The organism is Yersinia sp. Marseille-Q5920 (genome assembly GCF_946902935.1).
GTDB lineage: Bacteria > Pseudomonadota > Gammaproteobacteria > Enterobacterales > Enterobacteriaceae > Yersinia > Yersinia rochesterensis.
In genome coordinates this window covers 104220-130656 of sequence record NZ_CAMPQA010000003.1, presented here as the reverse complement: position 1 = coordinate 130656, position 26437 = coordinate 104220, and the positions used below count along the sequence as shown (strand labels likewise).

Genomic DNA, 26437 nt, shown 5'->3' with positions numbered 1-26437 from the left:
ATAATTAGCTTGAGTGGATCATTCACTAGCCGTAATAAACGGCAACTTAATGATAATGCGAGTGAATTCATCGGCTTTATTTATCACTGTCACGCCATATTCATTGCCATAACGCACTTTAATCCGCCGATCCACCAGGTTCATACCCAGCCCATCGCCATTAGGCTGCGGTTGATACAATCCGGCGTTATCCTCAACTTCCAGCACCAGAATATGGTCATCCAGCTTGCCGCGCAGGGTGATGCGCCCATTACTGAACATCTGTGAGATACCGTGCTTGATGGCATTCTCAACCACCGGTTGCAGGGAAAATGCGGGCAACCGCGCATCCATCAGCTCATTGGGCAATGAAATTTCGACACTCAGACGATCAGCAAAGCGCGCTTTTTCGATTTCCAGATACGCATTCACATGCTCAATTTCATCACTCAGTGTGACCACATCGTGGCTGCGTTTAAGGTTTTTGCGGAAAAATGTCGACAGCGAAAGCACCAGTTTACGGGCATGGTCGGGATTACGGCGGATCACCACTGACAAAGTATTAAGCGCATTAAACAGGAAATGAGGGTTGACCTGGGCGTGCAGCAGTTTGATTTCTGATTGCGCCAGCATTTGCTTTTGTTGTTCAAATTCACCGGCCAGAATTTGCGCCGACAGCAAGTGAGCAATACCTTCACCCAATGTGCGGTTAATACTGGAGAATAACTTACTTTTCGGCTCATACAGCTTGATGCTGCCCACCACCCGATGTTCTTCACCGCGCAGCGGGATAACCAAGGTGGAACCCAGTTTACAAGTCGGAGAAATTGAGCAGGTATAGGGCACGGCGTTGCCGTCGGCATAGACCACCTGATTTAGCTCAATCGCCCGGTGGGTATGGTCGGAAGTAATAGCGCCGCCCACCAGGTGGTGGTCAGAGCCGGTGCCAATAAATGCCAGCAACTTCTCGCGGTCAGTAATGGCCACTGCGCCCACGCCCAGTTCTTCATACAAGATACGCGCCACCCGCATACTGTTTTGCTGGTCAAAACCATGGCGTAATAACCCCTCCGCTCGCGCGGCAATTTGTAAAGCTTTAGCCGAGAATGCCGTGGTATATTTTTCGAAAATAGCCCGTCTATCCAATAAGATACGCATAAACATTGCGGCCCCGATGGTGTTGGTTATCATCATTGGCAGGGCAATGTTCTCAACTAACTCGACGGCTTCATGGAATGGGCGAGCCACCGCCAGGATAATCAGCATTTGCAGAACTTCGGCCACCAAGGTAATACCGGCGACAACCAGAGGCTGGAAGAGCAGATCAAGGCGATTTTTGCGGATCAAATAACTGTGGAGCAGCCCGCCTAATAATCCCTCTGTTACAGTGGATAACATACAGGCGGTAGCGGTCATTCCCCCCATGGAATAGCGGTGTAAACCGCCGGTTAGCCCAACCAGAAACCCGACTGATGGCCCCCCCAGAACCCCCCCCAATACAGCGCCAATAGCGCGGGTATTTGCGATGGAGTCATCAATATGCAAACCAAAATAGGTTCCCATGATACAAAACATGGAAAACGTGAGGTAACACACCAGTTTGTGGGGCAACCTAATGGTAACCTGCATTAAGGGGATAAAAAGCGGTGTTTTACTCAACAGATAGGCAATGACCAGATAGACGCACATCTGTTGTAAAAGGGAAAAAATCAGTTCGACCTGGCTAACGCCCATGTTGGATAACCACTGTAATGACTACGATTATTTATTTCTGCCGCTATTGTATCCAGATTTCTCTGTTGAGAAGTTAACCAGCCCCTTTTTTTAGCAAAAAAGCCCTATGGGACCAAATAGCGTGTCAGTTTCTTGTTTTGCACATTTTATCTGGTGGGTGTCACTTTTTCTTTGTGTGACTCATAAAAGCATTTCCATCACATATGTGTTTCTTACACAGCTTAATCTCCTTTTTTTCACTTATTTGCGTGAGAAAAAATTTCATTAATCATAAGCCAATTTTTTTAGCACTCATTGACTATGCTTATAGTTTGGGGCGAAAAATCCTATAGCTAAGTGCGCAATCATAAAGACAGGTTAAGGCATTAAGTCTATTTATTGACCTTGATCATGCCCCATTCATTAAATAAATTACATGATTAATAGGCTTAATTTTAGCCGTGCATCTAAAATTAAGTATAAAAATCATTAAGTTAATCAAAGGGAGAGGATATGCCAGTACTTCCCGACCGTCAGGTGATTAATCAGATTATTTCCGGCCATTATGCCGATCCTTTCGCCGTTTTGGGTATGCACCAAACTGAATCGGGGTTACAGGTCTGTGCGCTGTTGCCGGATGCCAAAGAAGTGTGGTTGGTTGAAACAGACACTGGGCGTAATGTGGTTCAACTTCAGAGTGAAGACCCGCGCGGCTTCTTCCTTGCCAAACTCCCTCGCCGTAAAACGCCATTCCGCTATCAGTTAGCGGTTACGTGGCAAGAAAGCACACAAATCCTCGACGATCCCTACCGATTCGGCACCTTATTGCAGGATATCGATGCTTGGTTATTGGCTGAAGGCACCCATTTACGCCCTTATGAACGCTTAGGGGCGCATTTGATGAGTCTGGATGGCGTGCCGGGTGTCAGTTTTGCGGTTTGGGCACCTAATGCTCAGCGCGTTTCTGTGGTCGGTGAATTTAACTTTTGGGATGGCCGCCGTCACCCTATGCGGCTACGGCGTGAAAATGGTATTTGGGAGCTATTCTTGCCCGGTGTGCAAGCAGGGCAGTTATATAAATTTGAGATAATAGATTGCCATGGTCAGGTGCGGTTAAAAGCGGACCCTTATGCCTTTAAAGCCCAAATGCGGCCAGAAACCGCCTCGTTAATCAGCCCATTGCCGGAGGTGGTGGAAAATACTGCTGCACGGCAAAAAGCCAATGACTTGCGCTCACCGATTTCTATCTATGAGGTGCATCTCGGTTCGTGGCGACGTCATACCGAAAACAATTTTTGGCTCAGTTACGGCGAGTTAGCTGAACAACTAGTTGAATACGTTAAATATATGGGATTTACCCATGTGGAATTACTGCCCATTAATGAACATCCGTTTGATGGCAGTTGGGGCTATCAGCCGTTAGGTTTATATGCGCCGACCCGCCGATTTGGTACGCCGCAGGATTTCAAAGATTTCGTCGCCAAATTCCATGAAGCAGGAATTAACGTCATTCTTGACTGGGTTCCCGGTCATTTCCCCAGTGATGAACATGGATTATCGACTTTTGACGGCACCGCCTTATATGAATATGCCGATCCGCGCGAAGGCTACCATCAGGATTGGAATACCCTGATTTATAACTATGGGCGCAATGAAGTTCGTAACTATTTGGCGGGAAATGCATTTTATTGGATGGAGCGTTTTGGCATCGATGCATTGCGTATTGATGCTGTTGCTTCAATGATTTACCGCGATTACAGCCGTGCTGAAGGGCAATGGGTACCCAATTATTACGGCGGGCGCGAAAATTTGGAGGCGATTGCCTTTCTGCGCTACACCAATCACACCATCGGTGTTGAGCGCCCCGGCGGCGTCACTATGGCCGAGGAGTCTACTGACTTCCCTGGGGTGACATTACCTCCTGATGCGGGTGGATTGGGCTTTAATTATAAGTGGAATATGGGCTGGATGCATGACACGCTCAATTACCTACAATGTGACCCTATTCACCGCAAATACCACCATAATCTCATGACTTTCGGTATGTTATACGCCTATACCGAGAACTTTATTTTACCGATTTCGCACGATGAAGTCGTCCATGGCAAACATTCGATTCTCGACCGCATGCCCGGCGATGCATGGCAAAAATTTGCCAACTTACGGGCGTATTATGGGTTTATGTGGGCGCATCCGGGCAAGAAATTGCTGTTTATGGGGTGTGAGTTTGCCCAAGGGCGCGAGTGGAATTTCGATACCAGCTTGGACTGGCACCTGCTGGATGATGAAAATGGTTGGCATAAGGGAGTGCAGCGGTGGGTTCGCGATCTTAATCATTGTTATCAAAGACATGCGCCATTGTATGAATTGGATTACCAACCTGCCGGTTTTGAATGGCTGGTGGTGGATGACCATGAAAACTCGGTATTTGCTTTCCTGCGCCGTGATGCTGATGGTAACGAACTGATTGTTATCAGCAATTTCACACCGGTTCCGCGCTATAACTACCGCGTAGGTATCCCGCAGGGCGGGCATTATCGCGAAGTGCTGAATTCTGACTCTGAGTTTTATCGTGGTAGCAATATGGGTAATCAGGGCGGTATTCATAGCCATGATGTAGGCAGCTATCATCACCCCCATTCATTACTGTTAACTCTGCCGCCGCTGTCGACTATTTATCTGGTGCGGGAGGGTTAGGATGACGAGGTTGACGAGTGGCTCTCCGACACCGGCTGGCGCTCATTTTGATGGGAGCGGGATAAATTTCACCCTGTTTTCGGCCAATGCCGAGCAGGTCGAACTGTGTCTGTTCGATGATGATAATCAGGAATTCCGCATTCCGTTACCGGCCCGCAGTGGGGATGTTTGGCATGGTTATCTTCCCGGAGGAAAGCCGGGGCAGCGCTATGGTTACCGTGTCAGCGGGCCATTTTCCCCGCAACAAGGCCACCGTTTTAATCCGCATAAGTTATTAATAGACCCTTGCGCCCATGCGCTAGACCGAAAAGTAGGCGATGACCCTAGATTAAATGGCGGGGTGAATCAGCCCGACGATCGCGACAGTTCCGCCGCCGCGCCTAAGTGTATTGTGGTGCACGAAACATATGATTGGCAGGGGGATAGTCCTCCAGCGATTCCTTGGGGCAATACCGTCATTTATGAAGCCCATGTGCGCGGTTTAACCCAATTGCACCCGGATATTCCCGCGAACCTGCGCGGTACTTACGCCGGTTTGGCTCATCCCGCCATGATCCGCTATTTGAAAAAACTGGGTATTACCACCTTGGAACTGTTGCCGGTGCAATTTCATGTTGATGAGCCACGGTTACAGAAAATGGGGCTGAGTAATTACTGGGGCTATAACGTATTAGCGCCCTATGCGGTTGATCCAGAATATGTTTCTGGTCGCGAGGGCATCTCCCCGCTGCAAGAGTTGCGCGATGCAGTTAAAGCCCTGCATAAGGCCGGCATTGAAGTCATTTTGGATGTGGTGTTCAACCATTCGGCTGAACTAGATGTATTCGGCCCCACGTTGTGCCAGCGGGGGATCGACAATGCCAGTTACTACTGGCTGACTCCCGAGGGCGAATACGACAACATGACCGGCTGTGGCAATGCGCTGCGTCTTAGTCAGCCTTATGTGATGCAGTGGGTGCTTGACTGCCTGCGTTACTGGGTTGATTGCTGCCACATTGATGGTTTCCGTTTTGACTTGGGCACAGTTTTGGGCCGCACACCGGATTTTGATCAGCATGCGCCCTTGTTTGCCGCACTGGCCGCGGATGAAAAACTCAGTGCCTGCAAGATGATTGCGGAACCCTGGGATATCGGCTGGGGAGGCTATCAACTGGGGAACTTCCCGACTGGTTTTAGCGAATGGAATGACCAATATCGCGATGCCATGCGCCGCTTCTGGTTACGCGGCGATTTACCTTTAGGGCAATTCGCCCAGCATTTTGCCGCTTCCAGCCATTTATTCAGACATCGGGAGCGTTTGCCTTCCGCCAGTATTAATCAAATTACCGCCCATGATGGTTTTACCTTGCAGGATTTGCTGTGCTTTAACCAAAAACACAATCAAATCAATGGCGAAGAGAACCGTGATGGCAGTGATAACAATCTTAGCAATAATTTTGGTAGTGAGGGTTTGGTCGCGGATGACGCTATCTGGCAACGGCGCAAAGCTTGCCAGCGGGCATTGCTGGCGACTTTGTTGCTTTCGCAGGGAACGCCAATGCTACTTGCTGGCGATGAACATGGTCATAGTCAGCAAGGCAACAACAATGCGTACTGTCAAAACAACATTCTCACTTGGCTTGATTGGGGGAGTCGCGATCGTGAATTAACAGCATTTACCGCCGCACTGATTCAGTTACGCCAGCAAATTCCTGCGCTGATTAAAGACACATGGTGGGAGGACGGCGATGGCAATGTGCAATGGTTGGATAGCCGGGGACAAGCGTTGAGTGATTCGGCTTGGGAGCATGGCTGCCAGAAACAACTGCAAATCCTGTTATCTCAGCGCTGGTTGGTGGTGATAAATGCCACGGATCAACAGTGTGAAATGCATTTACCTGCGGGGGAATGGGTGGTGGTTCCTCCTTTTGAGCCGTCAGAGCATACGGAATTATTAACCGTATGGAACGGCTCTGCACATGCCGTTTGCGTGCTCGCACAGAAATTTTAAGGAGTCTCGATGGTTAAGTTTGAGAGCAAAGATCCGCTGATGTTAGCCAGATTATTACCGAATAAATCGGTGGCACTAATCTTGGCGGGTGGTCGTGGTTCACGGCTGAAAGATTTAACAGCTACCCGTGCAAAGCCCGCTGTCCATTTTGGTGGCAAATTTCGCATCATTGATTTTGCGCTATCCAACTGTCTGAATTCCGGTATCCGGCGCATCGGCGTGATAACACAATATCAATCCCATAGTCTGGTTCAGCATATTCAACGCGGTTGGTCATTCCTCAATGAGGAAATGAACGAGTTTATCGACTTATTGCCCGCTCAACAGCGCCTGAGCACTGAGCAGTGGTACAAAGGCACCGCTGATGCGGTTTACCAGAACTTGGATATTATCCGCCGCTACCAAGCGGAATACATCGTCATTCTAGCGGGTGACCATATCTACAAAATGGACTACTCCCGCATGTTGCTCGACCATGCCGAAAAAGGGGCGCAATGCACTGTGGCGTGTATCCCGGTGCCAATTAAAGAAGCCACTGAGTTTGGTGTCATGGAAGTTGCCGAGGATTATCAGATAACCGCTTTCTATGAAAAACCGGCTAATCCTCCCGCGATGCCAGGCCGCCCGGATATGGCGCTCGCCAGTATGGGCATCTACATTTTCAATGCCGATTATCTGTTTAAACTCTTAGAAGACGACCAGAGTACCCCCGGCTCTAACCATGATTTTGGTCAAGATATCATTCCGAAATTGACGGAACAAAAAGTGGCCTGGGCGCATCCGTTTGACCTTTCCTGTGTGACCTCGAATGCTGAATTGCCCCCTTATTGGCGTGATGTCGGGACGCTGGACGCCTATTGGCGAGCCAACCTCGATTTGGCGTCGGTCACTCCAGAGCTGGATATGTATGACCGCGATTGGCCGATTCGTACCCATATGGAACCACTGCCGCCGGCCAAGTTTGTGCAAGACCGCTCCGGTAGCCATGGTATGACCATGAACTCCTTGGTTTCCGGTGGTTGTATTGTTTCCGGCTCGGTAGTGGTGCATTCGGTGTTATTCCCACGAGTGCGGGTCAATTCGTTCTGCACCATTGATTCCACATTACTGCTACCGGATGTCAATGTTGGCCGTTCCTGCCGGCTACGCCGCTGCATTATTGACCGTGCCTGCCAAATACCCGAGGGGACGGTTATTGGGGAAAACGCCGAAGAAGACAGTAAGCGTTTTTACCGCTCGGAAGGTGGGGTGGTGTTAGTGACGCGGGCAATGCTCGCTAAACTTAAAAGTGAATAGGAAAAATGATGCGGGTTCTACACGTATGTTCTGAGCTATTCCCATTGTTAAAAACCGGGGGATTGGCCGACGTTGTTGGTGCTTTACCTGCCGCCCAAATTGCTGAGGGGGCCGATGTTCGGGTCATGCTGCCGGCTTTTCCTGATTTGCGCCGGGGCATTCCAGACACGGTTTTGGTCAGGGAGATTGATACCTTTGCAGGCCGTGTTTCATTACGTTATGGGCATTATCAGGGTATTGGTATTTACCTGATTGATGCTCCGGGTCTCTATGACCGGGCAGGTAGCCCGTATCACGACCAATCTTTACATGCTTATGCCGATAACTATCGTCGTTTTGCATTACTGGGATGGATGGCTTGCGAACTGGCTTGTGGTCTGGATGGTTACTGGCGTCCTGAAGTGGTACATGCCCATGACTGGCATGCTGGGCTAGCCTGTGCTTATCTCGCCGCACGCGGTCGCCCTGCGCGATCGGTATTTACCGTCCATAATTTGGCTTATCAAGGGTTGTTTTCTGGTCATCATTTGGCTGAAATACAACTACCCGCTGCATTCTTCCAAATGTACGGGCTGGAGTTTTACGGCCAAATTTCCTATCTGAAAGCCGGGCTGTTTTTTGCTGACCATGTCACCACAGTCAGCCCGACCTATGCTAAGGAAATTACCCAACCCGCTTTTGGCTACGGCATGGAGGGGTTGCTACAAGAGCGGGCCAGTCAGGGACGATTGACCGGGATCCTCAATGGCGTAGACAGCAATATTTGGGCCCCCCAAACAGATGCTTTGCTCCATGCTCGCTATGATGCAGAAAACCTGCAAAAGAAAGCGGTGAATAAAGCACACTTGCAAACCACTATGGGCTTGGAAGTCACTGAAAAGAAACCTATTTTTTCCGTAGTCAGCAGGCTGACGGAGCAAAAAGGGTTAGATTTAGTGCTGGAGGCGCTGCCTGATTTACTGAAATTGGGCGGACAATTGGCTGTTCTGGGCGCGGGGGATGCCATTTTGCAAGAGGCGTTTTTGGCGGCTGCGGCAGACTATTCCGGCCAGGTTGGGGTACAAATAGGTTATCACGAAGCATTCTCGCACCGAATCATTGCTGGTGCGGATGTGATTCTGGTACCCAGCCGTTTTGAACCCTGTGGGCTAACACAGTTGTATGGTTTGAAGTATGGCACATTGCCGCTGGTCCGGCATACGGGCGGGTTGGCAGATACCGTGGTGGATTGCGCGCTAGAAAATCTGGCTGATGGCAGCGCCTCGGGGTTTGTGTTTGATGAATGCGATGCACAGGCATTGGTGCGGGCGATTCGCCGTGCTTTTGTGCTGTGGAGTCGACCAAAACATTGGCGTCATGTTCAGCGCCACGCGATGGGGTTGGACTTTGGTTGGCAAGTAGCAGCGGCAGATTATCTGTCACTTTATCGGCGTCTTTAATTGTCGATTTGTTGTAACCACGAATTGGGAAAAACGCTATGACATCACCGTTCAGTTATACCTCACCTGTTGTCAGTGTGGACGCGCTGAAACACTCCATTGCCTACAAATTGATGTTTATTGTGGGTAAAGATCCCACTATTGCGACTCAGCACGATTGGCTGAATGCGACCTTATTTGCCGTGCGCGACCGGATGGTTGAACGCTGGCTGCGTTCTAATCGCGCACAATTATCACAGGATGTTCGGCAGGTTTATTATCTGTCGATGGAGTTTCTCTTGGGGCGAACGCTCTCTAATGCCCTGTTATCGATGGGAATTTATGAGGATATCGAGCAGGCGCTGGATGAAATGGGCCTCAATCTATCTGAGCTGTTGCAAGAAGAAAATGACCCCGGTCTCGGCAATGGCGGATTAGGGCGATTGGCGGCGTGTTTTCTGGACTCACTGGCCACATTGGCACTGCCGGGGCGCGGCTACGGCATTCGCTACGAATATGGCATGTTCAGCCAGAAAATCGTCAATGGCCAACAGATGGAATCGCCGGATAACTGGCTGGAATATGGTAACGCCTGGGAGTTCCCGCGGCACAATACCCGCTATAAAGTGCGTTTTGGTGGCCGGATTCAGCAAGAAGGCAGCAAAGTCCGCTGGCTGGAAACTGAAGAAATCCTCGCCTGCGCTTATGATCAAATCATCCCCGGTTTTGATACCGACGCCACAAATACACTTCGCTTATGGTCTGCGCAGGCCAGTAATGAAATCAATCTGGGGAAATTCAATCAGGGCGATTACTTCGCGGCGGTTGAAGATAAAAACCATTCAGAAAACGTCTCTCGGGTGCTTTACCCCGATGACTCGACCTACTCCGGGCGCGAACTGCGCCTGCGGCAAGAATACTTTTTAGTCTCCGCCACTGTGCAGGATATTCTCAGCCGCCATTGGGCGATGCATCAAACCTTCGATAATTTGGCTGATAAGATTGCTATTCACCTCAATGATACTCATCCGGTGCTCTCTATCCCTGAGATGATGCGTTTGCTGATTGATGAGCATAAATTTAGTTGGATGGACGCCTGGGATGTGGTGCAGCAAGTGTTTTCCTACACCAACCACACCCTGATGAGTGAGGCGCTGGAGACTTGGCCCATCGACATGATTGGCAAGATCCTGCCGCGCCACCTGCAAATTATCTTTGATATCAATGACCATTTCCTCAAACTGGTGCAGGAACAATATCCGAATGAGCCAGAATTGCTGCCGCGTGTATCAATTATTAATGAGCATGATGGCCGGCGAGTTCGTATGGCCTGGCTTGCGGTGATCGCCAGCCATAAAGTGAACGGCGTGTCGGCCCTGCATTCAGAATTAATGGTGCAATCGCTGTTTGCCGATTTTGCCCGTATTTTCCCTAATCGTTTCTGTAATAAAACTAATGGCGTCACCCCACGGCGCTGGCTGGGGCTGGCTAACCGGCCATTGGCGGCGGTGTTGGATGACAGCATCGGCCACAACTGGCGCACTGATTTGAGCCAACTCAGCGAGCTGGAAAAGAATCTCGATTACCCGAGTTTCTTGCAGGCGCTACAGAAAGCCAAGCTGGAGAACAAGAAGCGGCTGGCTGTCTATATTGCTGAAAAACTGAATATTGTGGTGAATCCTGCGGCGCTGTTTGATGTGCAAATCAAGCGCATTCATGAATACAAACGGCAGTTATTGAATGTGCTGCATGTGATAACTCGCTATAACCGCATTCTCGAAGCTCCTGATGAGAAATGGGTGCCGCGCGTGGTGATTTTTGCCGGGAAAGCGGCATCAGCCTACTATAGTGCGAAGCAAATCATTCGCTTGATCAATGATGTAGCGAAAGTGATCAATAATGATCCACGGATTAATAATCTACTGAAAGTGGTATTCATCCCGAACTACAGTGTCAGCCTGGCGCAGTTGATCATTCCGGCGGCGGATCTCTCCGAACAGATCTCATTGGCGGGTACCGAGGCATCAGGAACCAGTAATATGAAATTTGCGCTGAATGGGGCGCTGACGATTGGCACTCTGGATGGGGCGAATGTCGAGATCCGCGAACATGTGGGCGAGGAGAATATTTTTATCTTTGGTAATACTACCGAGCAGGTTGAGGCGCTGCGTAACAGTGGCTATAACCCACGGAAATATTACGACGAAGATCCGGAGCTGCATTTGGTCTTGACGCAAATTGCCACCGGCGCTTTCAGCCCAGAAGAACCTCAGCGATACACCAGCTTGTTTGATTCACTGGTTAATCTGGGTGATCACTATCAATTACTGGCAGATTATCGCAGCTACGTGGATACCCAAGAGCAAGTCGATACACTCTATCGCCATCCGGATGAATGGACACGTAAAACCTTACTCAATATCGCCAATATGGGCTATTTCTCGTCAGACCGGACCATTGAAGAGTATGCCGATGATATTTGGCATATTAAGCCAATCAAGCTCTAAATATTCGGTGAGTTAATAACAAAAAACCTCTTCAGCAGCGAACTGTGAAGAGGTTTTTTTAACAGATTAATGATGAGTATTTGCTATCAGGAAACTAAGGACAATGTCTGTTGTTTCTTCGCCTGAACGTGCGCTAGCCATTCGGAAATCCGCTGTTTTTGCGCTTCATCTAGCATCATACCTAACTTGGTGCGCCGCCAGATGGCATCATCGAGTTCAATAACCCACTCTTTTTCAACCAGATAGCGCAATTCTGCTTCATACAAACCATGGCCAAAATGTTCGCCCAAGCTGTCGAGGCTGGTGGCTTCCGCCAAAATTAGTTCGCTGTGGCTGCCATAGGTACGGGTATAGCGGCGCGCTAACCCTTCTGGTAGCCAGTTATAGCGATGGCGCAACTGCACAGTATAGTTATCACGGCTGCCGCCAATATCTCCGCCCGGTAAAGAGCCGGTTTTTGTCCACGCCGGGCCAACATTCGGATAATAGCCGGACAGTTTTTCCAGCGCGTGTTCTGCCAGTTTGCGGTAAGTGGTCAGTTTGCCGCCAAATACCGACAGCAGCGGCGCTTTGCCGCCTTCATCCGCGACATCCAGTGTGTAATCGCGGGTAACCGCTTGCGGCGAATCTGATTCATCATCACATAGCGGACGGACACCAGAGTAAGTCCAGACGATATCGTCGCGACCCAGCTGCTTTTTAAAGTGGTCGTTATAGACCTTCAACAGATAATCAATTTCCTGGTCATCTATTTTCACCTCTTTAGGATCGCCGTGATATTCCACGTCGGTGGTGCCGATGATGGAATATTCATCCAACCATGGGATGACGAAGACAATACGATGGTCTTCGTTTTGTAGAATATAGGCTTGTGGTTGGTTATGAACTCGCGGCACCACAATATGGCTGCCTTTAATTAGGCGGATACCATAAGGTGATTTGAGTTTCAGGCCATCATCGAAGAACTGTTTAACCCATGGGCCGGTGGCATTCACCAAACCTTTAGCACGCCAGGTAAAGGTTTGGCCGGTGTCGACATCCACAGCTTCCACCATCCATAAACCTTGCTCACGCCAGGCGCGAGTCACTTTGGTGCGAGTACGCACTTCGCCGCCGCGCTCGACCACTTCCTGAGCATTCAATACCACCAGACGGGCATCATCGACCCAGCAGTCTGAATATTCGAAACCGCGCACTAATTCGGGCTTCAATACTGATTCTGGTCCAAAACGCAGCCCTTTACTGGCTGGCAGGCTGGTGCGTTTGCCCAAGTGGTCGTACAAGAATAAGCCGGTGCGAATCATCCAAGCCGGGCGCAGATGGGGCTGATGGGGTAGGCGGAAGCGCATCGGGAAAGCAATATGAGGAGCCATTTTCAGCAAAACCTCACGTTCGGCCAATGCTTCACTGACCAAGCGGAACTCATAATGTTCCAGATAGCGCAGGCCACCGTGGATGAGTTTGGAACTGGCGGAAGACGTAGCGCAGGCCAAATCTTGTGCTTCCAGCAGCAGAACGGACAGGCCACGCCCTGCAGCGTCAGCAGCGATACCGGCACCATTAATGCCGCCACCGATCACGATCAAGTCTTTGGTTTCCATGCTTACCTCCTCCGGATGTTCGAAACAGCTCTTTAATGTTCGTTTTCGCTCATGATTGTAATCAAAAACCAACAAACAAGCCAAGACTTAACCAAAAAAAAACATTTATGCGTGATGGAAGTAACAGTTTTGTTATCAGGATGTGGGGGGGAGGTTTGGATTTGGATTTGGTGAATAGTTGATCTGGTTTGGTTGTTAGAGCATTTGAGTCAAGAGCAAATTGGATTATTGTTTAGGTTGATATTCGTTCAGTGATCACCTGGCTCTCGCCGCCTCAACCGAGCAGGAGGGCAGGCCTGCCCTCCTGCACCTGCGGCTTGCGCGAAATATTACTGCTATTCGCAGTCCCCTCCGGTAGTCGTTGGCCTTATCGAGCCAGCGCGATGGGCATCCCTGCCCAAGCGCGCTTTTCGCGGGCGTCCATGCTCGCTCACTCGGGCCATCGTCTTTGTCGGTAATATCCCTAATTGCGCTCAAGGTCAAAAGAGAAAGTCAAAACCCTGCCTTTAGATTTTGATGTTAAAAGCACATTTGAGCAGCCGAGTGAAGAATGAAGGTAGGACGCGAGACATGGATGCCGAGCGAGGGCCGCTTGAGCATGGATGCGAATCGGCCCGATCCGTCAGCGAAATGATGAGTGAGGGAACCCTCGCAGTGGGCAAGCGATACGTGCGCAAGCGCGGGATTGCACAAGGGCCACGCTTATGGCCCCTTTGCCGGTTGGTTCATCGGAGGTTAAGTAAACTCAGTTGCTCTAACAACCGAATCAAATCACTGAACTGAATCACCAAAACAAACGGCTAACACAACTCTAATTGAACATTATGCTGCTCAATAATCTTCATCACGCTGGCTGGTGGCATCTGATCGGTAAACAAATAATCAATCAGATTCATGTTCCCCAGATTCACCATCGCGTTACGGCCAAATTTGGAATGGTCGGTGACCAGCATCACGCAGCGGGAGTTTTCGATAATCGCCCGTTTGGTCCGCACTTCATGATAATCAAACTCCAGTAGAGAGCCGTCCATATCAATACCGCTGATGCCGAGGATGCCGTAATCGAGGCGGAACTGGGAAATAAAGTCCAGCGTGGCTTCACCAATAATCCCACCATCACGGGTACGAACTTCACCACCGGCTAGAATTAGCCGAAAATCCTCTTTGGCGGTTAACAATGTCGCCACGTTCAGATTATTGGTCACCACGCGCAAGCCTTTATGATTCATTAAAGCATGAGCGACCGCTTCTGGTGTGGTGCCGATATCAATAAACAGTGTCGCGCCATCGGGGATCTGGCTGGCAACACGTTGGGCAATGCGCGCCTTTTCTTCCGACCACATTACTTTACGGTCGTTATAAGCCGCGTTGACTGAACTGGAGGGTAATGCGGCACCACCATGATGGCGGTGAATCTTGTTTTGATCCGCCAAATCATTCAAATCGCGTCGGATGGTTTGCGGGCTAACGGCAAAATGCTCCACTAGCTCTTCAGTACTGACGTAGCCTTGTTGGCGTACCAATTCAATAATCGCATCATGCCGCTGCGTTTGCTTCACGGTAATCCCCTAATTCGCCTGGTTGTTCCAGGCAGTTATTGTGTGGTTCTTGCGCTGTTGCGCGTATCCCAAAATGCCATCAGTAACCCAATAATCAGGCCTGAAACATGCGCTGCGTTGGCGATCGACAAACCTAAAATATCGAAATACCCAGCAACCAACCAGAGAACAGAAAAAGCCATTAAGCCGCGAGGCAACGAAATACCGCGCTCGGGTGCGCGCTCGCCAGTCAGCCAAACATAACCCATTAAGGCATATACCACGCCAGAAAGGCCGCCAAAATTCACACCACTAAACAGCGATTGACCCCAACCACTAAATAAGGCGGAAACAATAGTTAATACCAGCAATTTACCGGTGCCAAGCCGTTTCTCCATCTGCCCGGCCAGATACCACCACCACATCAGGTTAAACAGGATGTGCAACAGGGAAAAATGCAGTAAAGCATGGCTGACCCAACGCCATACTTGCAGATATTGGCTCTCGTCACGAGGCCACGCCAACCAAGACATCACTGCGGCATCACCGACGATTTGCATCAGAATATAGATGGCGATACACAGCACCATAATACTCAGCGTCAGTGGGCCAGCCTGACTGCGGAGAGTCTGGAGGTAGGAAAAGCGTTGGTACGGCAAATTAGAATGCAGATTGCCCGATTGCCAACTGGCCGCTTGGTAGCGCGGATTGAGGGGGTCGAGTAAAAACTGTTCCAGCTCATGCTGCACCAAGGGCAATTGTTCATCATCCGCTAACCAAATCTCAGCACCCTGAGCATCTGGCCGCACTTCCAGCGCCACCTTGTGAGTGGCCATATAATCAACAAAGGCCTGCGCCAGACGTAGATTAGATATTGCTATCACACGAACCATTTTGTCTATCACCGTCTAACGAGATTTTAATCTAAGTGTTTAAAAATATCACAATCTGGTTGGCTGTGGCGAATAGCAGGTTACAAATAGGCAACAGAATCAGACATTTTCACGAGTGATTTCTTGCGGGTAGCTCCTGGCCCAAGCTTCAAAACCGCCATCAATGCTGTAAACCGCCTCAAAACCTTGCTGAAGGAGATATTGCGCCGCGCCTTTGCTGCTGTTGCCGTGATAGCACATCACCAGCACCGGTTGTTCAAAATCAGTTTGTTGCATAAAGGTGTGCAAACTGCTGTTGGTCAGATGGAACGCCTCCGGCGCATGACCCGCTTCAAAACTTTGTGGGTCGCGGATATCAACTAAAACTGCTTTGTTTTCTTTTAGGCGGTTATAGGCCTGCTCAATACTGATTGTTTCAAACTGTTCCATACTGCTGATGACCTTTAATCGCGATTGAATGTTCAATCGCGAGATTGTAATCAATTTTTCGCCAATAAAGACCAGTTAAATAGAGTGGTTATTAGCCGCCTTACCCCGCCAGAGAGAGATTCTCAGGATAAATGGCGGTCTGTCATTAATATCTAGGCCAATGATTGTCAATCTGCCAGAGAGATAAAATTCAATTTAACTCACTGATATTTAAATTTAATGACAGAGTTTTCGTTAAACATACCCCATCATTTGTAATAACCGTTGCGCTTGTTGTACTGCGTCTTGCCGGTGGGCGACACCTAACTTTTGATACAAATTACGAATATGCGTCTTAATGGTGGTGGCCGCCACTTCTAGCTCGCCCGCTATTTGGTCATTACTGTAGCCGGAGTAAATCAACCCCAAGACCTGCCATTCGCGTTGGGTAAGCGGGCTGGTGCGGATTAGCTCCGGAACTTGCGGGTGAGTTAGCAGCTTATCGACGAAGATCTCATCGAAATGAGCAAATTTATGCCGATGATGCTGATTAATGTCTTTCAAGATTCGTTGGGCGCGATGCTGCTCTAATTCGGGTAATGCATTGAGTTGAATTAGCTGGCGCAACTGTTGCGCCATCGCCTCGCCTTCAATCACAAAATGGCTGATAAAACCGGTGCGATTGGCTAATGAAAGGGATTCAATCAGTGCTTTTTGTGCTTCACTTTTCCGCTCGGTTTGCCAGTAAAGAGTGTTACTTAACAATAGATTACGATTAAGGTCACTGGTGAGACGCAAGCGGCGGGCATTCTCATTAAGTTCGTCCAGCACCACTTCCGCTTCATTAAACCGGCCCAACATAATCTGGATGCGTGCAATATTGCGCCATTGCCCCTGCAAAAAGTGGTTATCGGCCATCCCCGGTTTTTCGGCCTGGCGTAGCCAATTTGCCGCCGCAACTTTATCTCCGGTCATTTGCCAATGAATAACCCGGGGTTTATCGGCATTGGTAATCCAATCGAGATGATATTGGCTGCCGTGTTGCAGCGCCTCGCAGCGCTGAATGTACATGTTGGCGTTATCTAAATCCCCACGGGCCAGCGAACATTTTGCCAACATCGCCAGACACTGTAATTGCTGCTGTGGCTGATAGTTGACCAGAATTTCGATACCTTTGCGCGCCGCTTCTTCAGCTTCATCCAGCCGTGACCACGACCACAATACCTGGGAGCGAATGCGCAATAGGAATTCATGCATCGGAAGCTGTTCAAGATGCTGTTCATGAACTAAATCAAAGGCTTTATCTTGTGTTTCATAAGCTGCTTGCAGGAATCCCTGCGCAATCAGAATTTCACTCTGCTGCAATAACGCCCATAAAGCATAGTGATAGACTTCGTGGCGGCGTGCCATTTGCTCAGTTTGCTGCATCATCGGCAGTGCGCGGCTTAGTTCGCCTTTGCAATGATGAACTTCCCCGGTGACCGAGGTCGCGACAATGCGGCTGTAGAAGTTTGCCATCGGTAGATATTTCAGCGCATCGGTTGCCAGCTTCTCGGCTTCCTCCGGCTTACCGGCATTGATAGCCACTTGAGCACGTAAAGCATCAAACTCAGCCCGCAAAATATCATCAATAGGAATTTTACGTTCCTGCATTGCTGATTCAGCGCGCTCAAGCAAGGTATTGACCTCACCATAGCGATGTTGGCTTTGCGCCAGCCATGCCTGTAGCAATGCCAGTTCAGGATTTTGCACCAATAAAGAGTAGGGCAGGGCGAGCAGACATTGCTCCAGCAGGGCTAACTCACTGTGATTAAACAGAGTCCAGGCGTGTTGCAGCAAGATATCACGTAGCATGCCGACATCGCCCGCCGCCAATGCATGGTGGATAGCTTCCGCTGGATAGCCCAGAGCCAGCCAGCCCTCAGCCGCCGCATGGTGTAATTCTGGCAATTCTAATGCCAGTTCCCATTGGCAGCGTTGGCGCAGGAAAGTGGCGAACAATGGATGGAAGCAGAACCATTCACCGCTGTCATCCATTCGATGAATAAATAGTCCCTGACGCTCTAATTCTTCCAGCCGTTGTTGGCCGTTATCTTCACCGGTCAGGCGCACTATCAGGGCATCATTCATTGAGCGCAATACCGAACAGCGCAACAGGAAAGCGCGCGCCTCGCTATCGACCTGATCCAGCACTTCATCGACTAAATAATCTGACAAATGGCTGGCATTTAACCCGGCCAACCGTTTTGCTGATTTTTGTGCTGAGGAATTGGGCTGGCGCGATGACAACGCGATCAATTGCAGCGCCGTCGCCCACCCTTCCACTTCATCACACAGGCGGCTGCTATCACCTTGCTCCAGTGGAACGGAGAGGCGGCAATCAAAGAATTGCTGCGCTTCCTGATGATTAAATGCCAACTGCTGCATACCTAATTCCAACAACTGGTCGCGCACCCGCAGGTTAGCAATACCCAGTGGTGGCAAGGTGCGAGAAAGCAGAATCAGGGTCAGATTTTCTGGCTGATGGCGCAGGAAAAAGCGCATGGCTTCATGAATGGCATCATTGGTAATCAGATGATAATCATCAATCACCAGATACAGCGGGCCGTCCCAATCGGACAGCTCGATAAATAATTGCGCAAACAGCGCAGAGAGACTGGCATATTGATGCTTCTGGCTGAGGGCTTCACTTTTGCTGCAATGGCCTCTGGTCGCCAATTGTATGGCTGCGATTAAATAGGTCGCAAAACGCTCGGGTTGATTGTCACTTTCATCCAGAGAATACCAGCCCAGATCGCATTGGTCGGCTGCCCACTGAGCGATTAACGTCGTCTTACCATATCCCGCCGGGCAATTTATTAATGTCAGGCGGTAATTTGCGACGCCAGATAACTTCACTAACAAGCGATCGCGTATCACGGTATTTTGCAGCCGTACCGGGCGGCTCAGTTTTGATGGGATAAGCATGCTGTGTCCGGTTTAAAAGGGTTCCGGTGAGAAAACGTCCTGGCGTTTGACATATCCATTTTTAATGAGTTGTTACAGGCATTCATAAGAGTAATTATTTTTAGCCTCGTAATTAATCAGCACTGCTAAGGTCTGATAACGGCCATCTTATTGCAATAGAGTTAATGTTTCCTGTGGCTGTAAGTTGCACCGGATCACAATTTTAGCTACGCCCTGCGACTCATCCCCAGCTAACTACCCGGCAGGATGATGCTCTTGTCCATTCTCATTGGCAGGATAAGGGTAAAATTACCCCACTCACAGGATTAGAGACTTCCCTATGTCACAGCTTATGCTTAAAAAGGACGATTTCCTGGCCGCACTGGCCCGCCAGTGGCAGCGCTTTGGTTTAACTTCTGCTCAGCAAATGACCCAACACCAATGGTGGGAAGCGGTCAGCGCGGCATTGGCCGAGCAACTGTCAGCTCAGCCCGCCCCACAGCCAGCCAAAAAAGTACAGCGCCATGTTAACTACATTTCGATGGAGTTTTTAATTGGCCGTTTAACTGCCAATAATCTGATTAACCTGGGGTGGTATGACCAAGTAGAGGCGCTGTTGGCGGAGCAGCAGGTTAACTTGAGCGACCTGTTAGAACAGGAAACTGACCCCGCATTGGGCAATGGTGGTTTGGGCCGTTTGGCGGCTTGTTTTCTTGATTCAATGGCGACAGTTGAGCAGCCCGCCACTGGCTATGGTCTGAATTATCAATATGGTTTGTTCCGCCAATCTTTCAGTGAATGTAAGCAGCAGGAAGCACCGGATAATTGGCAGCGCGAAAGCTACCCGTGGTTCCGCCACAATGCCGCGCTGGCGGTGGATGTTGGCTTTGGTGGCAAGCTGGAGAAACAGGCGGATGGCCGTCAGTTATGGCGTCCGGCCTTTACCTTACGTGGCGAAGCTTGGGATTTGCCGGTGCTGGGCTTTCGTAATGGCGTCACTCAACCCTTGCGTTTATGGCAAGCCACTCATCAGCATCCATTTGATTTAACTAATTTTAATGACGGTAAGTTCTTGCTTGCCGAGCAAAATGGTGTTGAAGCAGAAAAGCTGACTAAAGTGCTGTATCCAAATGATAATCATCTGGCCGGTAAACGTCTGCGGCTGATGCAGCAATATTTCCAGTGTGCTTGTTCGGTGGCCGATATCTTGCGCAAGCACCATCTGGCGGGCCGCAAGCTGGCTGAATTGCCAGATTATGAAGTCATTCAGTTGAATGATACCCACCCGACTATCGCCATTCCTGAAATGCTGCGCGTGTTGCTGGATGAGCATCAGTTCAGTTGGGATGCTGCTTGGGCGATTACCAGCAAAACTTTTGCCTACACCAACCACACTCTGATGCCCGAAGCGCTTGAATGCTGGGATGAAAAACTGGTGCGTAGCTTGCTGCCACGTCATTTTGTCATCATCAAGCAAATCAATGCGCAGTTTAAGAAGTTGGTCGATAAGCAATGGCCGGGCGACGAAGAGGTCTGGGCCAAGCTGGCAGTCCACCATAATAAACAAGTGCGGATGGCCAATCTGTGCGTGGTGAGCGGCTTTGCCGTCAACGGCGTTGCACAGTTGCACTCAGATCTGGTTATCAAAGATTTGTTCCCTGAATACTATCAATTATGGCCAAATAAATTCCACAATGTTACTAATGGTATTACCCCGCGCCGCTGGTTGAAGCAATGTAACCCGGCTTTGTCAGGTTTGATTGACGACACATTAAAAGTGGAATGGGCAAATAATCTGGATGCATTAGCCGGGCTTGAGTCTTATGCCGAAGATAAAGCTTTCCGCCAACAGTATCAGCAGATCAAATATGACAATAAAGTTAAATTAGCTGCATATGTTAAGCGCGTTATGGGGATAACTATTAACCCGGATGCTATCTTTGATGTACAGATTAAGCGGTTGCATGAATATAAACGTCAGCATTTGAATCTGTTGCATATTCTTTCGCTGTATCGCCAGATTCGTGACAACCCGAACCTGGATATTGCCCCGCGTGTATTCCTGTTCGGGGCGAAAGCTGCGCCAGGTTATTATTTAGCTAAGAATATTATTTATGCGATTAATCAGGCGGCGGAGAAGATCAATAATGATCCGATCGTCAAAGATCGCCTGAAAGTGGTGTTCATTCCTGACTACCGTGTTTCGGTCGCAGAATTGATGATCCCGGCGGCAGATGTGTCCGAGCAGATTTCCACTGCTGGTAAAGAAGCTTCTGGGACGGGCAATATGAAGTTGGCGCTGAATGGCGCATTAACGGTGGGCACACTGGACGGCGCTAACGTCGAGATTGCTGAACAGGTCGGTGACGAAAATATCTTTATTTTCGGCAACACCGTTGAACAGGTAAAAGCCATTCTGGCGAAAGGTTATAAGCCGCAGGCATATTTGAAATCTGACCCACATCTGAAAAGTATCTTGGATGAGCTCGCCAGCGGTGCATTCAGCCAAGGTGATAAACACGCATTTGACATGATGCTGCATAGCCTGTTGGAAGGGGGTGACCCTTATCTGGTACTCGCTGATTTTGCTTCATATTGTCAGGCACAGAAGCAAATTGATGCCCTTTACCGCGATAAGGATGAATGGACCCGCCGTACCATTCTTAACACCGCTCGGGTAGGGATGTTCAGTTCTGACCGTTCAATTCGCGATTATCAAACGCGGATCTGGCAAGCCAAACGTTAAGGAGAAGACTGCATGGATCGTAAATCGCTCGATCAAGCAGCGACACTGGCAGGGATAGCCGCCAACTATATTAATGCGCATGGTAAGCCGCAGGCTATTTCGGCACAAACTAAGCAGCAGTTGTTGGCGGCCATGGGGCGCACCAGTGTGCCCTCTGACTCCCAGACAGAAAAAGCACCATTACCACCGGTAAAAGTATTTACTTTTGGCAGCGCAATGCAGCTGCCAATGGCGGGTTCAGGCGATTATCACTGGCAGCTACAGACCGAAAAAGGTGATTTACATCAAGGGCGTATCAGTGCCAAAAAGACGCTGACCTTGCCAGCCTCACTGCCGCAGGGCTATCACCGTTTGGTGCTGGAACAAGGCTTACAACAGTGGCAGTGTTCGGTTATCGTCGCGCCGAAGCGCTGTTTTGAACCGGATGCCTTGTTGGCAGGGAAAAAACTCTGGGGAGCCTGTGTGCAGCTGTATACCCTGCGCTCCGAGCGCAACTGGGGTATTGGTGATTTTGGCGACTTAACCCAGATGTTGGAGCAGGTGGGTGAGCGCGGTGGGGCCTTTATTGGCCTTAACCCGATTCATGCGCTGTATCCGGCAAATCCACAAAGTGCCAGCCCCTACAGCCCCTCTTCACGGCGCTGGCTGAATGTGATTTATATTGACGTCAATCGCGTGGATGAATTCCACAGCAGCGAAGCCGCGCAGACTTGGTGGAACCAGTCCGAGACACAAAGTGCGCTGGCGAAAGCGCGCGCTAGCGAATGGGTTGATTATCCGCAAGTGATGCAACTCAAACTAGCCGCTTTGCGTTTGGTTTTCCCGCTTTTTACTGCCCGCAAAGCAAAAGATGCGCGGGTGCAGGCTTTCCATCGATTTGTTGAACAAGGTGGCAGTAGCCTGCATCAACAGGCCGCTTTTGATGCTCTTCATGCTCATTTGAGTGAAAATGACCCGATGATGTGGGGCTGGCCGGTATGGCCGGAAAAATATCGTGATGGGCACAGCAGTGGTGTGGCTGATTTTTGCCGTGAGCATGCGGATGAAGTGAATTTCTATCTGTGGTTGCAGTGGTTGGCCGCCAGCCAGTTTGATGATTGTTTCCATATCAGTCAAACACGAAAAATGCCGCTGGGTTTGTATCGTGACTTGGCGGTTGGCGTAGCAGAAGGTGGCGCTGAAACCTGGTGTGATCGCGAGTTATATTGTCTTAAAGCTTCTGTGGGAGCACCGCCCGATATTTTAGGGCCGCTGGGCCAAAATTGGGGCTTGCCGCCAATGGATCCGCACGTCATGGCCGCTCGCGCTTATCAGCCTTTTATTGATTTGCTGCGGGCCAATATGACCAGTTGTGGCGCGCTGCGTATTGACCATGTCATGGCGTTATTGCGTTTGTGGTGGATTCCTTACGGCCAAACCGCCGATCAAGGAGCTTATGTTAAATACCCAGTCGATGATTTGCTGGCGATATTAGCTTTAGAGAGCCAGCGTCACAACTGCATGGTCATTGGTGAAGATTTAGGCACGGTGCCGGTCGAGATTGTCGCCAAGTTGCGCGACAGCGGGGTGTATTCCTATAAAGTGCTCTATTTTGAGCATGACAGCGAAAACACCTTCCGCGCACCACAGTCTTATCCGGTACAGGCGATGGCGACCATCACCACCCATGACTTGCCGACTCTGCGCGGTTATTGGCAAAGTGATGATTTGACGTTAGGAAGTAAGTTGGGGTTATATCCGGACCAACAGATGTTGAAACAGCTCTATCTTGATAGAGAGCGCGCGAAACAAGGTTTGCTGGAAGGGCTGCATCATTATGATTGTGTGCCAAAGAAAGTGGGTCATAAAGCATCGTTGCTATCGATGAGCCCTGTTCTCAACCGCGGATTGCAGCGCTATGTGGCTGATAGTGCCAGTGCGTTACTGGGTTTGCAGCCGGAAGACTGGCTGGATATGGCTGCTCCAGTCAACATTCCTGGCACCAGTGATGAGTATCCAAACTGGCGGCGTAAGTTGACATCAACTTTGGAAGAGATGTTCGCCGACGACCAGGTTAATCGTTTATTGAAAGATTTGGATAAGCGCCGCAAGAATGTTTCAGCGGGGTGACCTTTTAGGTCGTACAAAGGGTTATTAGGTGATGGGTTCGGTTGACATGAGATTGCCGCTCACCTAACTCTTGATGCTTAAACCGGTTAAGGGTGTGGGCGCACACCCTTAACAATCCCGCGCCTTGCGCGAAATATTGTGGCTGCGCCATTCCCTCCAGCAGCCGCTAGCCTTATCGAGCCAACGCGATGGGCATCCCTGCCCAAGCGCGCTTTTCGCCGCCGTCCGTGGCGGCTCACTCGGGCCATCGTCTTTGTCGGCAATATCCCTGATTGCGCTCAACGTCAAAACATATACTCGTCACATTGCTTCAAGTGCCGCTAACACCGCTGTAACGCCAAGGACGCAGGATAATTAGTAGTAAGAATGCTCGCCGCGCTGATGCTCGGTCAAATCCCTCACACCCTTCAATTCTGGGAATTTCTGCAATAACTCTTTTTCGATGCCTTCTTTCAAGGTCACATCGACCATGGAACAGCCGTTACAACCGCCACCGAATTGCAGGATAGCCAATGCATCTGGCGTGATTTCCATCAAGGTGACACGGCCACCGTGACCGGCTAATTGCGGGTTAATTTGTGATTGCAGCACATACTCAACCCGCTCCATCAGCGGAGCATTGTCATCCACTTTACGCATTTTTGCGTTAGGGGCTTTGAGTGTCAGTTGAGAACCTAACTGGTCAGTGACGAAATCGATTTCAGCGTCTTCCAGATAAGGTTTGCTCAACTCATCAATATAAGCTGATAACTGCTCAAATTTCAGTACGGTATCTGTTGCTTCAACGGCATCCGGTGGGCAGTAAGACACACCGCACTCGGCGGTTGGCGTACCGGGGTTGATAACAAATACGCGGATTTGGGTGCCTTCTTCTTGATTTGCCAACAGTTTGGCAAAATGAGATTGTGCTGCGTCTGTTATTGTGATCATGGCATCTGCTCAATAGTTGACTATTCTTGTCGGTTATAATACGCCCATTGTTAGGGTGACTACAAGGTTCGGCAGAGACACCAGACCTGCAATGAGGCGATCTCCTGAGCCCATAGTAACTTGGCAATCTCATTCAGTGTACTGCCTGTTGTCACAACATCATCCAGCAGAGCAATATGTTGGCCGCGAATAGGCTCCATGCAGCGAAATATTCCCTGCATATTTTTCCGCCGTGCGGTGGCTTTTAATTGCTGCTGAGGGGGCGTCGCTCGAATGCGGCGTAAGGTGGTATTGCTGTAGTCGCAACCCAGCCAGCGAGCCAATGGGCGCGCTAATAAATCTGTTTGATTATACCCGCGCCGCCAACAACGCCAGCGGTGCAGCGGTACACTGATAATTCTGTCCGGTTTGATGACGTTACCGTGACGCCAAACATCGAGCCAGCGCAGTAAGAATAATCGAGCCAATACCGGTGCCAGTGAGGTCGCCCCGCTAAATTTTAGCTTTTTTATCAACCCATTCAATGGGGGAATATAATCGCTGACAAATATCATACGCATCCAGGGCCGTGGTTGCTGAAGACACCGGCCACAAGGCAAAGCTGTATTGCTGCAAGGTAAGCCGCAGTAAGGGCAACAAGGCGGTAATGGGGGTAAGTGGCGGCGGCAGTAGCAACAAATACCGTGCTTTGGGTGATACAGCGGTTGCTGGCATAGCCAACATTGGCTGATGATTGTTAGCATGTATATCTTCCTTGCTATACAGGTTAAGGCGACAGGATACTAACGTATGAAACAACTTTATTGGAACGTCTGCGGTGAAGGCGATCGCGATCTTGTGTTACTGCACGGATGGGGGCTGAATGCAGGAGTATGGCATTGCATAATTGACCGACTCGCGCCGCATTTTCGCCTGCATTTAGTCGATCTCCCTGGCTATGGCCGCAGCAATGAATTTGGTGCGATGTCACTGTCTGAAATGGCTGAAATAGTCTTACAACAAGCCCCTAAGCAAGCTATATGGCTGGGTTGGTCAATGGGCGGGTTGGTTGCTAGCCAGATAGCTTTGCAGCACCCTGAGCGGGTCAGTGGGCTTATCACGGTGGCTTCTTCCCCGTGTTTTGCGGCTCATGATGAGTGGCCGGGTATCCGCCCAGAGGTTTTGGCGGGTTTCCAACAACAACTCAGTGAGGATTTCCAGCGCACCGTTGAACGTTTTTTGGCGCTGCAAACTTTGGGGACGGAAAGCGCACGCCAGGATGCCCGTTTGTTGAAAGCGGTTGTATTGCAACACCAAATGCCGGAAGTGAGTGTCTTGACCGGTGGGTTAGATATCCTGCGCACGGCGGATTTGCGCGAAGCGTTAGCCGGCTGCTCTCTGCCTTTTTTGCGTATTTATGGTTATCTGGATGGGCTGGTGCCGCGCAATGTCGCCTCATTGTTAGATAGCAAATGGCCGCACACGCAGTCGGTGGTGATGAAAGGATGTGCCCATGCGCCATTTGTTTCTCATCCTGATGAATTTTCAAAACTAATTATCGATTTCGCGCAACAGAATAGCCGCTGACATTCTATTTTTTGGGCTTTCGAAGCACCATGGCTGGCGATAAGAGCCGGTTGAAAAGAGCGGCTAAATAAAATTTAATCGTCGATTTAATGGCTAAATA

At 49.8% G+C, this 26437-nt stretch carries 17 protein-coding genes; 8 read left to right on the top strand and 9 right to left on the bottom strand.

Annotated features, from left to right (window positions below):
- Positions 1 to 18 precede the first annotated feature (18 nt).
- Entirely contained in the window at positions 19 to 1713 is a 1695-nt protein-coding gene (locus OVO64_RS05870; protein ID WP_145510066.1) for a sensor histidine kinase, read from the bottom strand.
- Positions 1714 to 2205: 492 nt separating this feature from the next.
- Between OVO64_RS05870 and glgB the strand changes: the two genes are divergently transcribed.
- The 5 genes from glgB to glgP are packed head-to-tail and all read left to right on the top strand — an operon-like array spanning position 2206 to position 11600.
- Entirely contained in the window at positions 2206 to 4389 is a 2184-nt protein-coding gene (gene glgB, locus OVO64_RS05865) for a 1,4-alpha-glucan branching protein GlgB (RefSeq protein WP_120011555.1), read from the top strand.
- 1 nt (position 4390) lies between these two features.
- On the top strand, positions 4391 to 6379 hold the full coding sequence (gene glgX, locus OVO64_RS05860; RefSeq protein ID WP_050291839.1) for a glycogen debranching protein GlgX: 1989 nt from the start codon (positions 4391 to 4393) through the stop codon (positions 6377 to 6379).
- Between the two features lie 9 nt (positions 6380 to 6388).
- Complete coding sequence (gene glgC / locus OVO64_RS05855) at positions 6389 to 7675, top strand: glucose-1-phosphate adenylyltransferase (protein WP_145588037.1); 1287 nt, start codon at positions 6389 to 6391, stop codon at positions 7673 to 7675.
- A gap of 8 nt (positions 7676 to 7683) precedes the next feature.
- Positions 7684 to 9114 carry a glycogen synthase GlgA gene (gene glgA / locus OVO64_RS05850; RefSeq protein ID WP_120011554.1) on the top strand — a complete coding sequence of 477 codons (1431 nt, stop codon included), beginning with the start codon at positions 7684 to 7686 and terminating at the stop codon, positions 9112 to 9114.
- 38 nt (positions 9115 to 9152) lie between these two features.
- Complete coding sequence (gene glgP / locus OVO64_RS05845) at positions 9153 to 11600, top strand: glycogen phosphorylase (RefSeq protein ID WP_038637313.1); 2448 nt, start codon at positions 9153 to 9155, stop codon at positions 11598 to 11600.
- Positions 11601 to 11686: 86 nt separating this feature from the next.
- On the opposite strand, the gene glpD is transcribed toward glgP, so the two are convergent.
- From glpD to malT, 5 genes are all read right to left on the bottom strand, one after another.
- A complete protein-coding gene (gene glpD / locus OVO64_RS05840) occupies positions 11687 to 13201 on the bottom strand; it encodes a glycerol-3-phosphate dehydrogenase (RefSeq protein WP_038637311.1) in 1515 nt (504 codons plus the stop codon).
- A gap of 800 nt (positions 13202 to 14001) precedes the next feature.
- Positions 14002 to 14760, bottom strand: coding sequence for a DeoR/GlpR family transcriptional regulator (locus OVO64_RS05835; protein WP_038637305.1), 759 nt, complete (start codon positions 14758 to 14760; stop codon positions 14002 to 14004).
- A gap of 35 nt (positions 14761 to 14795) precedes the next feature.
- Positions 14796 to 15632: a rhomboid family intramembrane serine protease GlpG gene (glpG, locus tag OVO64_RS05830; RefSeq protein ID WP_038637301.1), complete on the bottom strand. Its 837-nt coding sequence runs from the start codon at positions 15630 to 15632 to the stop codon at positions 14796 to 14798.
- 99 nt (positions 15633 to 15731) lie between these two features.
- The gene (gene glpE, locus OVO64_RS05825; RefSeq protein ID WP_050291838.1) at positions 15732 to 16061 is read right to left on the bottom strand and encodes a thiosulfate sulfurtransferase GlpE; all 330 of its coding nucleotides are present in this window, start codon (positions 16059 to 16061) and stop codon (positions 15732 to 15734) included.
- 234 nt (positions 16062 to 16295) lie between these two features.
- Entirely contained in the window at positions 16296 to 19007 is a 2712-nt protein-coding gene (malT, locus tag OVO64_RS05820) for an HTH-type transcriptional regulator MalT (RefSeq protein WP_042562529.1), read from the bottom strand.
- 319 nt (positions 19008 to 19326) lie between these two features.
- On the opposite strand from malT, the gene malP reads away from it, so the two are divergent.
- Entirely contained in the window at positions 19327 to 21732 is a 2406-nt protein-coding gene (gene malP / locus OVO64_RS05815; RefSeq protein ID WP_038637293.1) for a maltodextrin phosphorylase, read from the top strand.
- Positions 21733 to 21744: 12 nt separating this feature from the next.
- Positions 21745 to 23841 carry a 4-alpha-glucanotransferase gene (gene malQ / locus OVO64_RS05810; protein WP_267248664.1) on the top strand — a complete coding sequence of 699 codons (2097 nt, stop codon included), beginning with the start codon at positions 21745 to 21747 and terminating at the stop codon, positions 23839 to 23841.
- Between the two features lie 108 nt (positions 23842 to 23949).
- Here malQ and OVO64_RS05805 read toward each other — a convergent pair whose 3' ends face one another.
- From OVO64_RS05805 to gntX, 3 genes are all read right to left on the bottom strand, one after another.
- Positions 23950 to 24129 carry a hypothetical protein gene (locus OVO64_RS05805; protein WP_162484228.1) on the bottom strand — a complete coding sequence of 60 codons (180 nt, stop codon included), beginning with the start codon at positions 24127 to 24129 and terminating at the stop codon, positions 23950 to 23952.
- 66 nt (positions 24130 to 24195) lie between these two features.
- Positions 24196 to 24771 (bottom strand): Fe-S biogenesis protein NfuA, encoded by a 576-nt coding sequence (nfuA, locus tag OVO64_RS05800; RefSeq protein ID WP_038637289.1) that lies wholly within the window; start codon positions 24769 to 24771, stop codon positions 24196 to 24198.
- A gap of 59 nt (positions 24772 to 24830) precedes the next feature.
- The gene (gene gntX, locus OVO64_RS05795) at positions 24831 to 25514 is read right to left on the bottom strand and encodes a DNA utilization protein GntX (protein ID WP_038637286.1); all 684 of its coding nucleotides are present in this window, start codon (positions 25512 to 25514) and stop codon (positions 24831 to 24833) included.
- Positions 25515 to 25560: 46 nt separating this feature from the next.
- Between gntX and bioH the strand changes: the two genes are divergently transcribed.
- On the top strand, positions 25561 to 26337 hold the full coding sequence (gene bioH, locus OVO64_RS05790; RefSeq protein ID WP_038637283.1) for a pimeloyl-ACP methyl ester esterase BioH: 777 nt from the start codon (positions 25561 to 25563) through the stop codon (positions 26335 to 26337).
- Positions 26338 to 26437 lie beyond the last annotated feature (100 nt).

Coding starts and splice junctions, on each gene's coding strand:
- OVO64_RS05870 (WP_145510066.1), bottom strand. CDS start 1,713: ATGGGCGTTAGCCAGGTCGAACTGATTTTTTCCCTTTTACAACAGATG.
- glgB (WP_120011555.1), top strand. CDS start 2,206: ATGCCAGTACTTCCCGACCGTCAGGTGATTAATCAGATTATTTCCGGC.
- glgX (WP_050291839.1), top strand. CDS start 4,391: ATGACGAGGTTGACGAGTGGCTCTCCGACACCGGCTGGCGCTCATTTT.
- glgC (WP_145588037.1), top strand. CDS start 6,389: ATGGTTAAGTTTGAGAGCAAAGATCCGCTGATGTTAGCCAGATTATTA.
- glgA (WP_120011554.1), top strand. CDS start 7,684: ATGCGGGTTCTACACGTATGTTCTGAGCTATTCCCATTGTTAAAAACC.
- glgP (WP_038637313.1), top strand. CDS start 9,153: ATGACATCACCGTTCAGTTATACCTCACCTGTTGTCAGTGTGGACGCG.
- glpD (WP_038637311.1), bottom strand. CDS start 13,201: ATGGAAACCAAAGACTTGATCGTGATCGGTGGCGGCATTAATGGTGCC.
- glpG (WP_038637301.1), bottom strand. CDS start 15,632: ATGGTTCGTGTGATAGCAATATCTAATCTACGTCTGGCGCAGGCCTTT.
- glpE (WP_050291838.1), bottom strand. CDS start 16,061: ATGGAACAGTTTGAAACAATCAGTATTGAGCAGGCCTATAACCGCCTA.
- malT (WP_042562529.1), bottom strand. CDS start 19,007: ATGCTTATCCCATCAAAACTGAGCCGCCCGGTACGGCTGCAAAATACC.
- malP (WP_038637293.1), top strand. CDS start 19,327: ATGTCACAGCTTATGCTTAAAAAGGACGATTTCCTGGCCGCACTGGCC.
- malQ (WP_267248664.1), top strand. CDS start 21,745: ATGGATCGTAAATCGCTCGATCAAGCAGCGACACTGGCAGGGATAGCC.
- nfuA (WP_038637289.1), bottom strand. CDS start 24,771: ATGATCACAATAACAGACGCAGCACAATCTCATTTTGCCAAACTGTTG.
- gntX (WP_038637286.1), bottom strand. CDS start 25,514: ATGCTAACAATCATCAGCCAATGTTGGCTATGCCAGCAACCGCTGTAT.
- bioH (WP_038637283.1), top strand. CDS start 25,561: ATGAAACAACTTTATTGGAACGTCTGCGGTGAAGGCGATCGCGATCTT.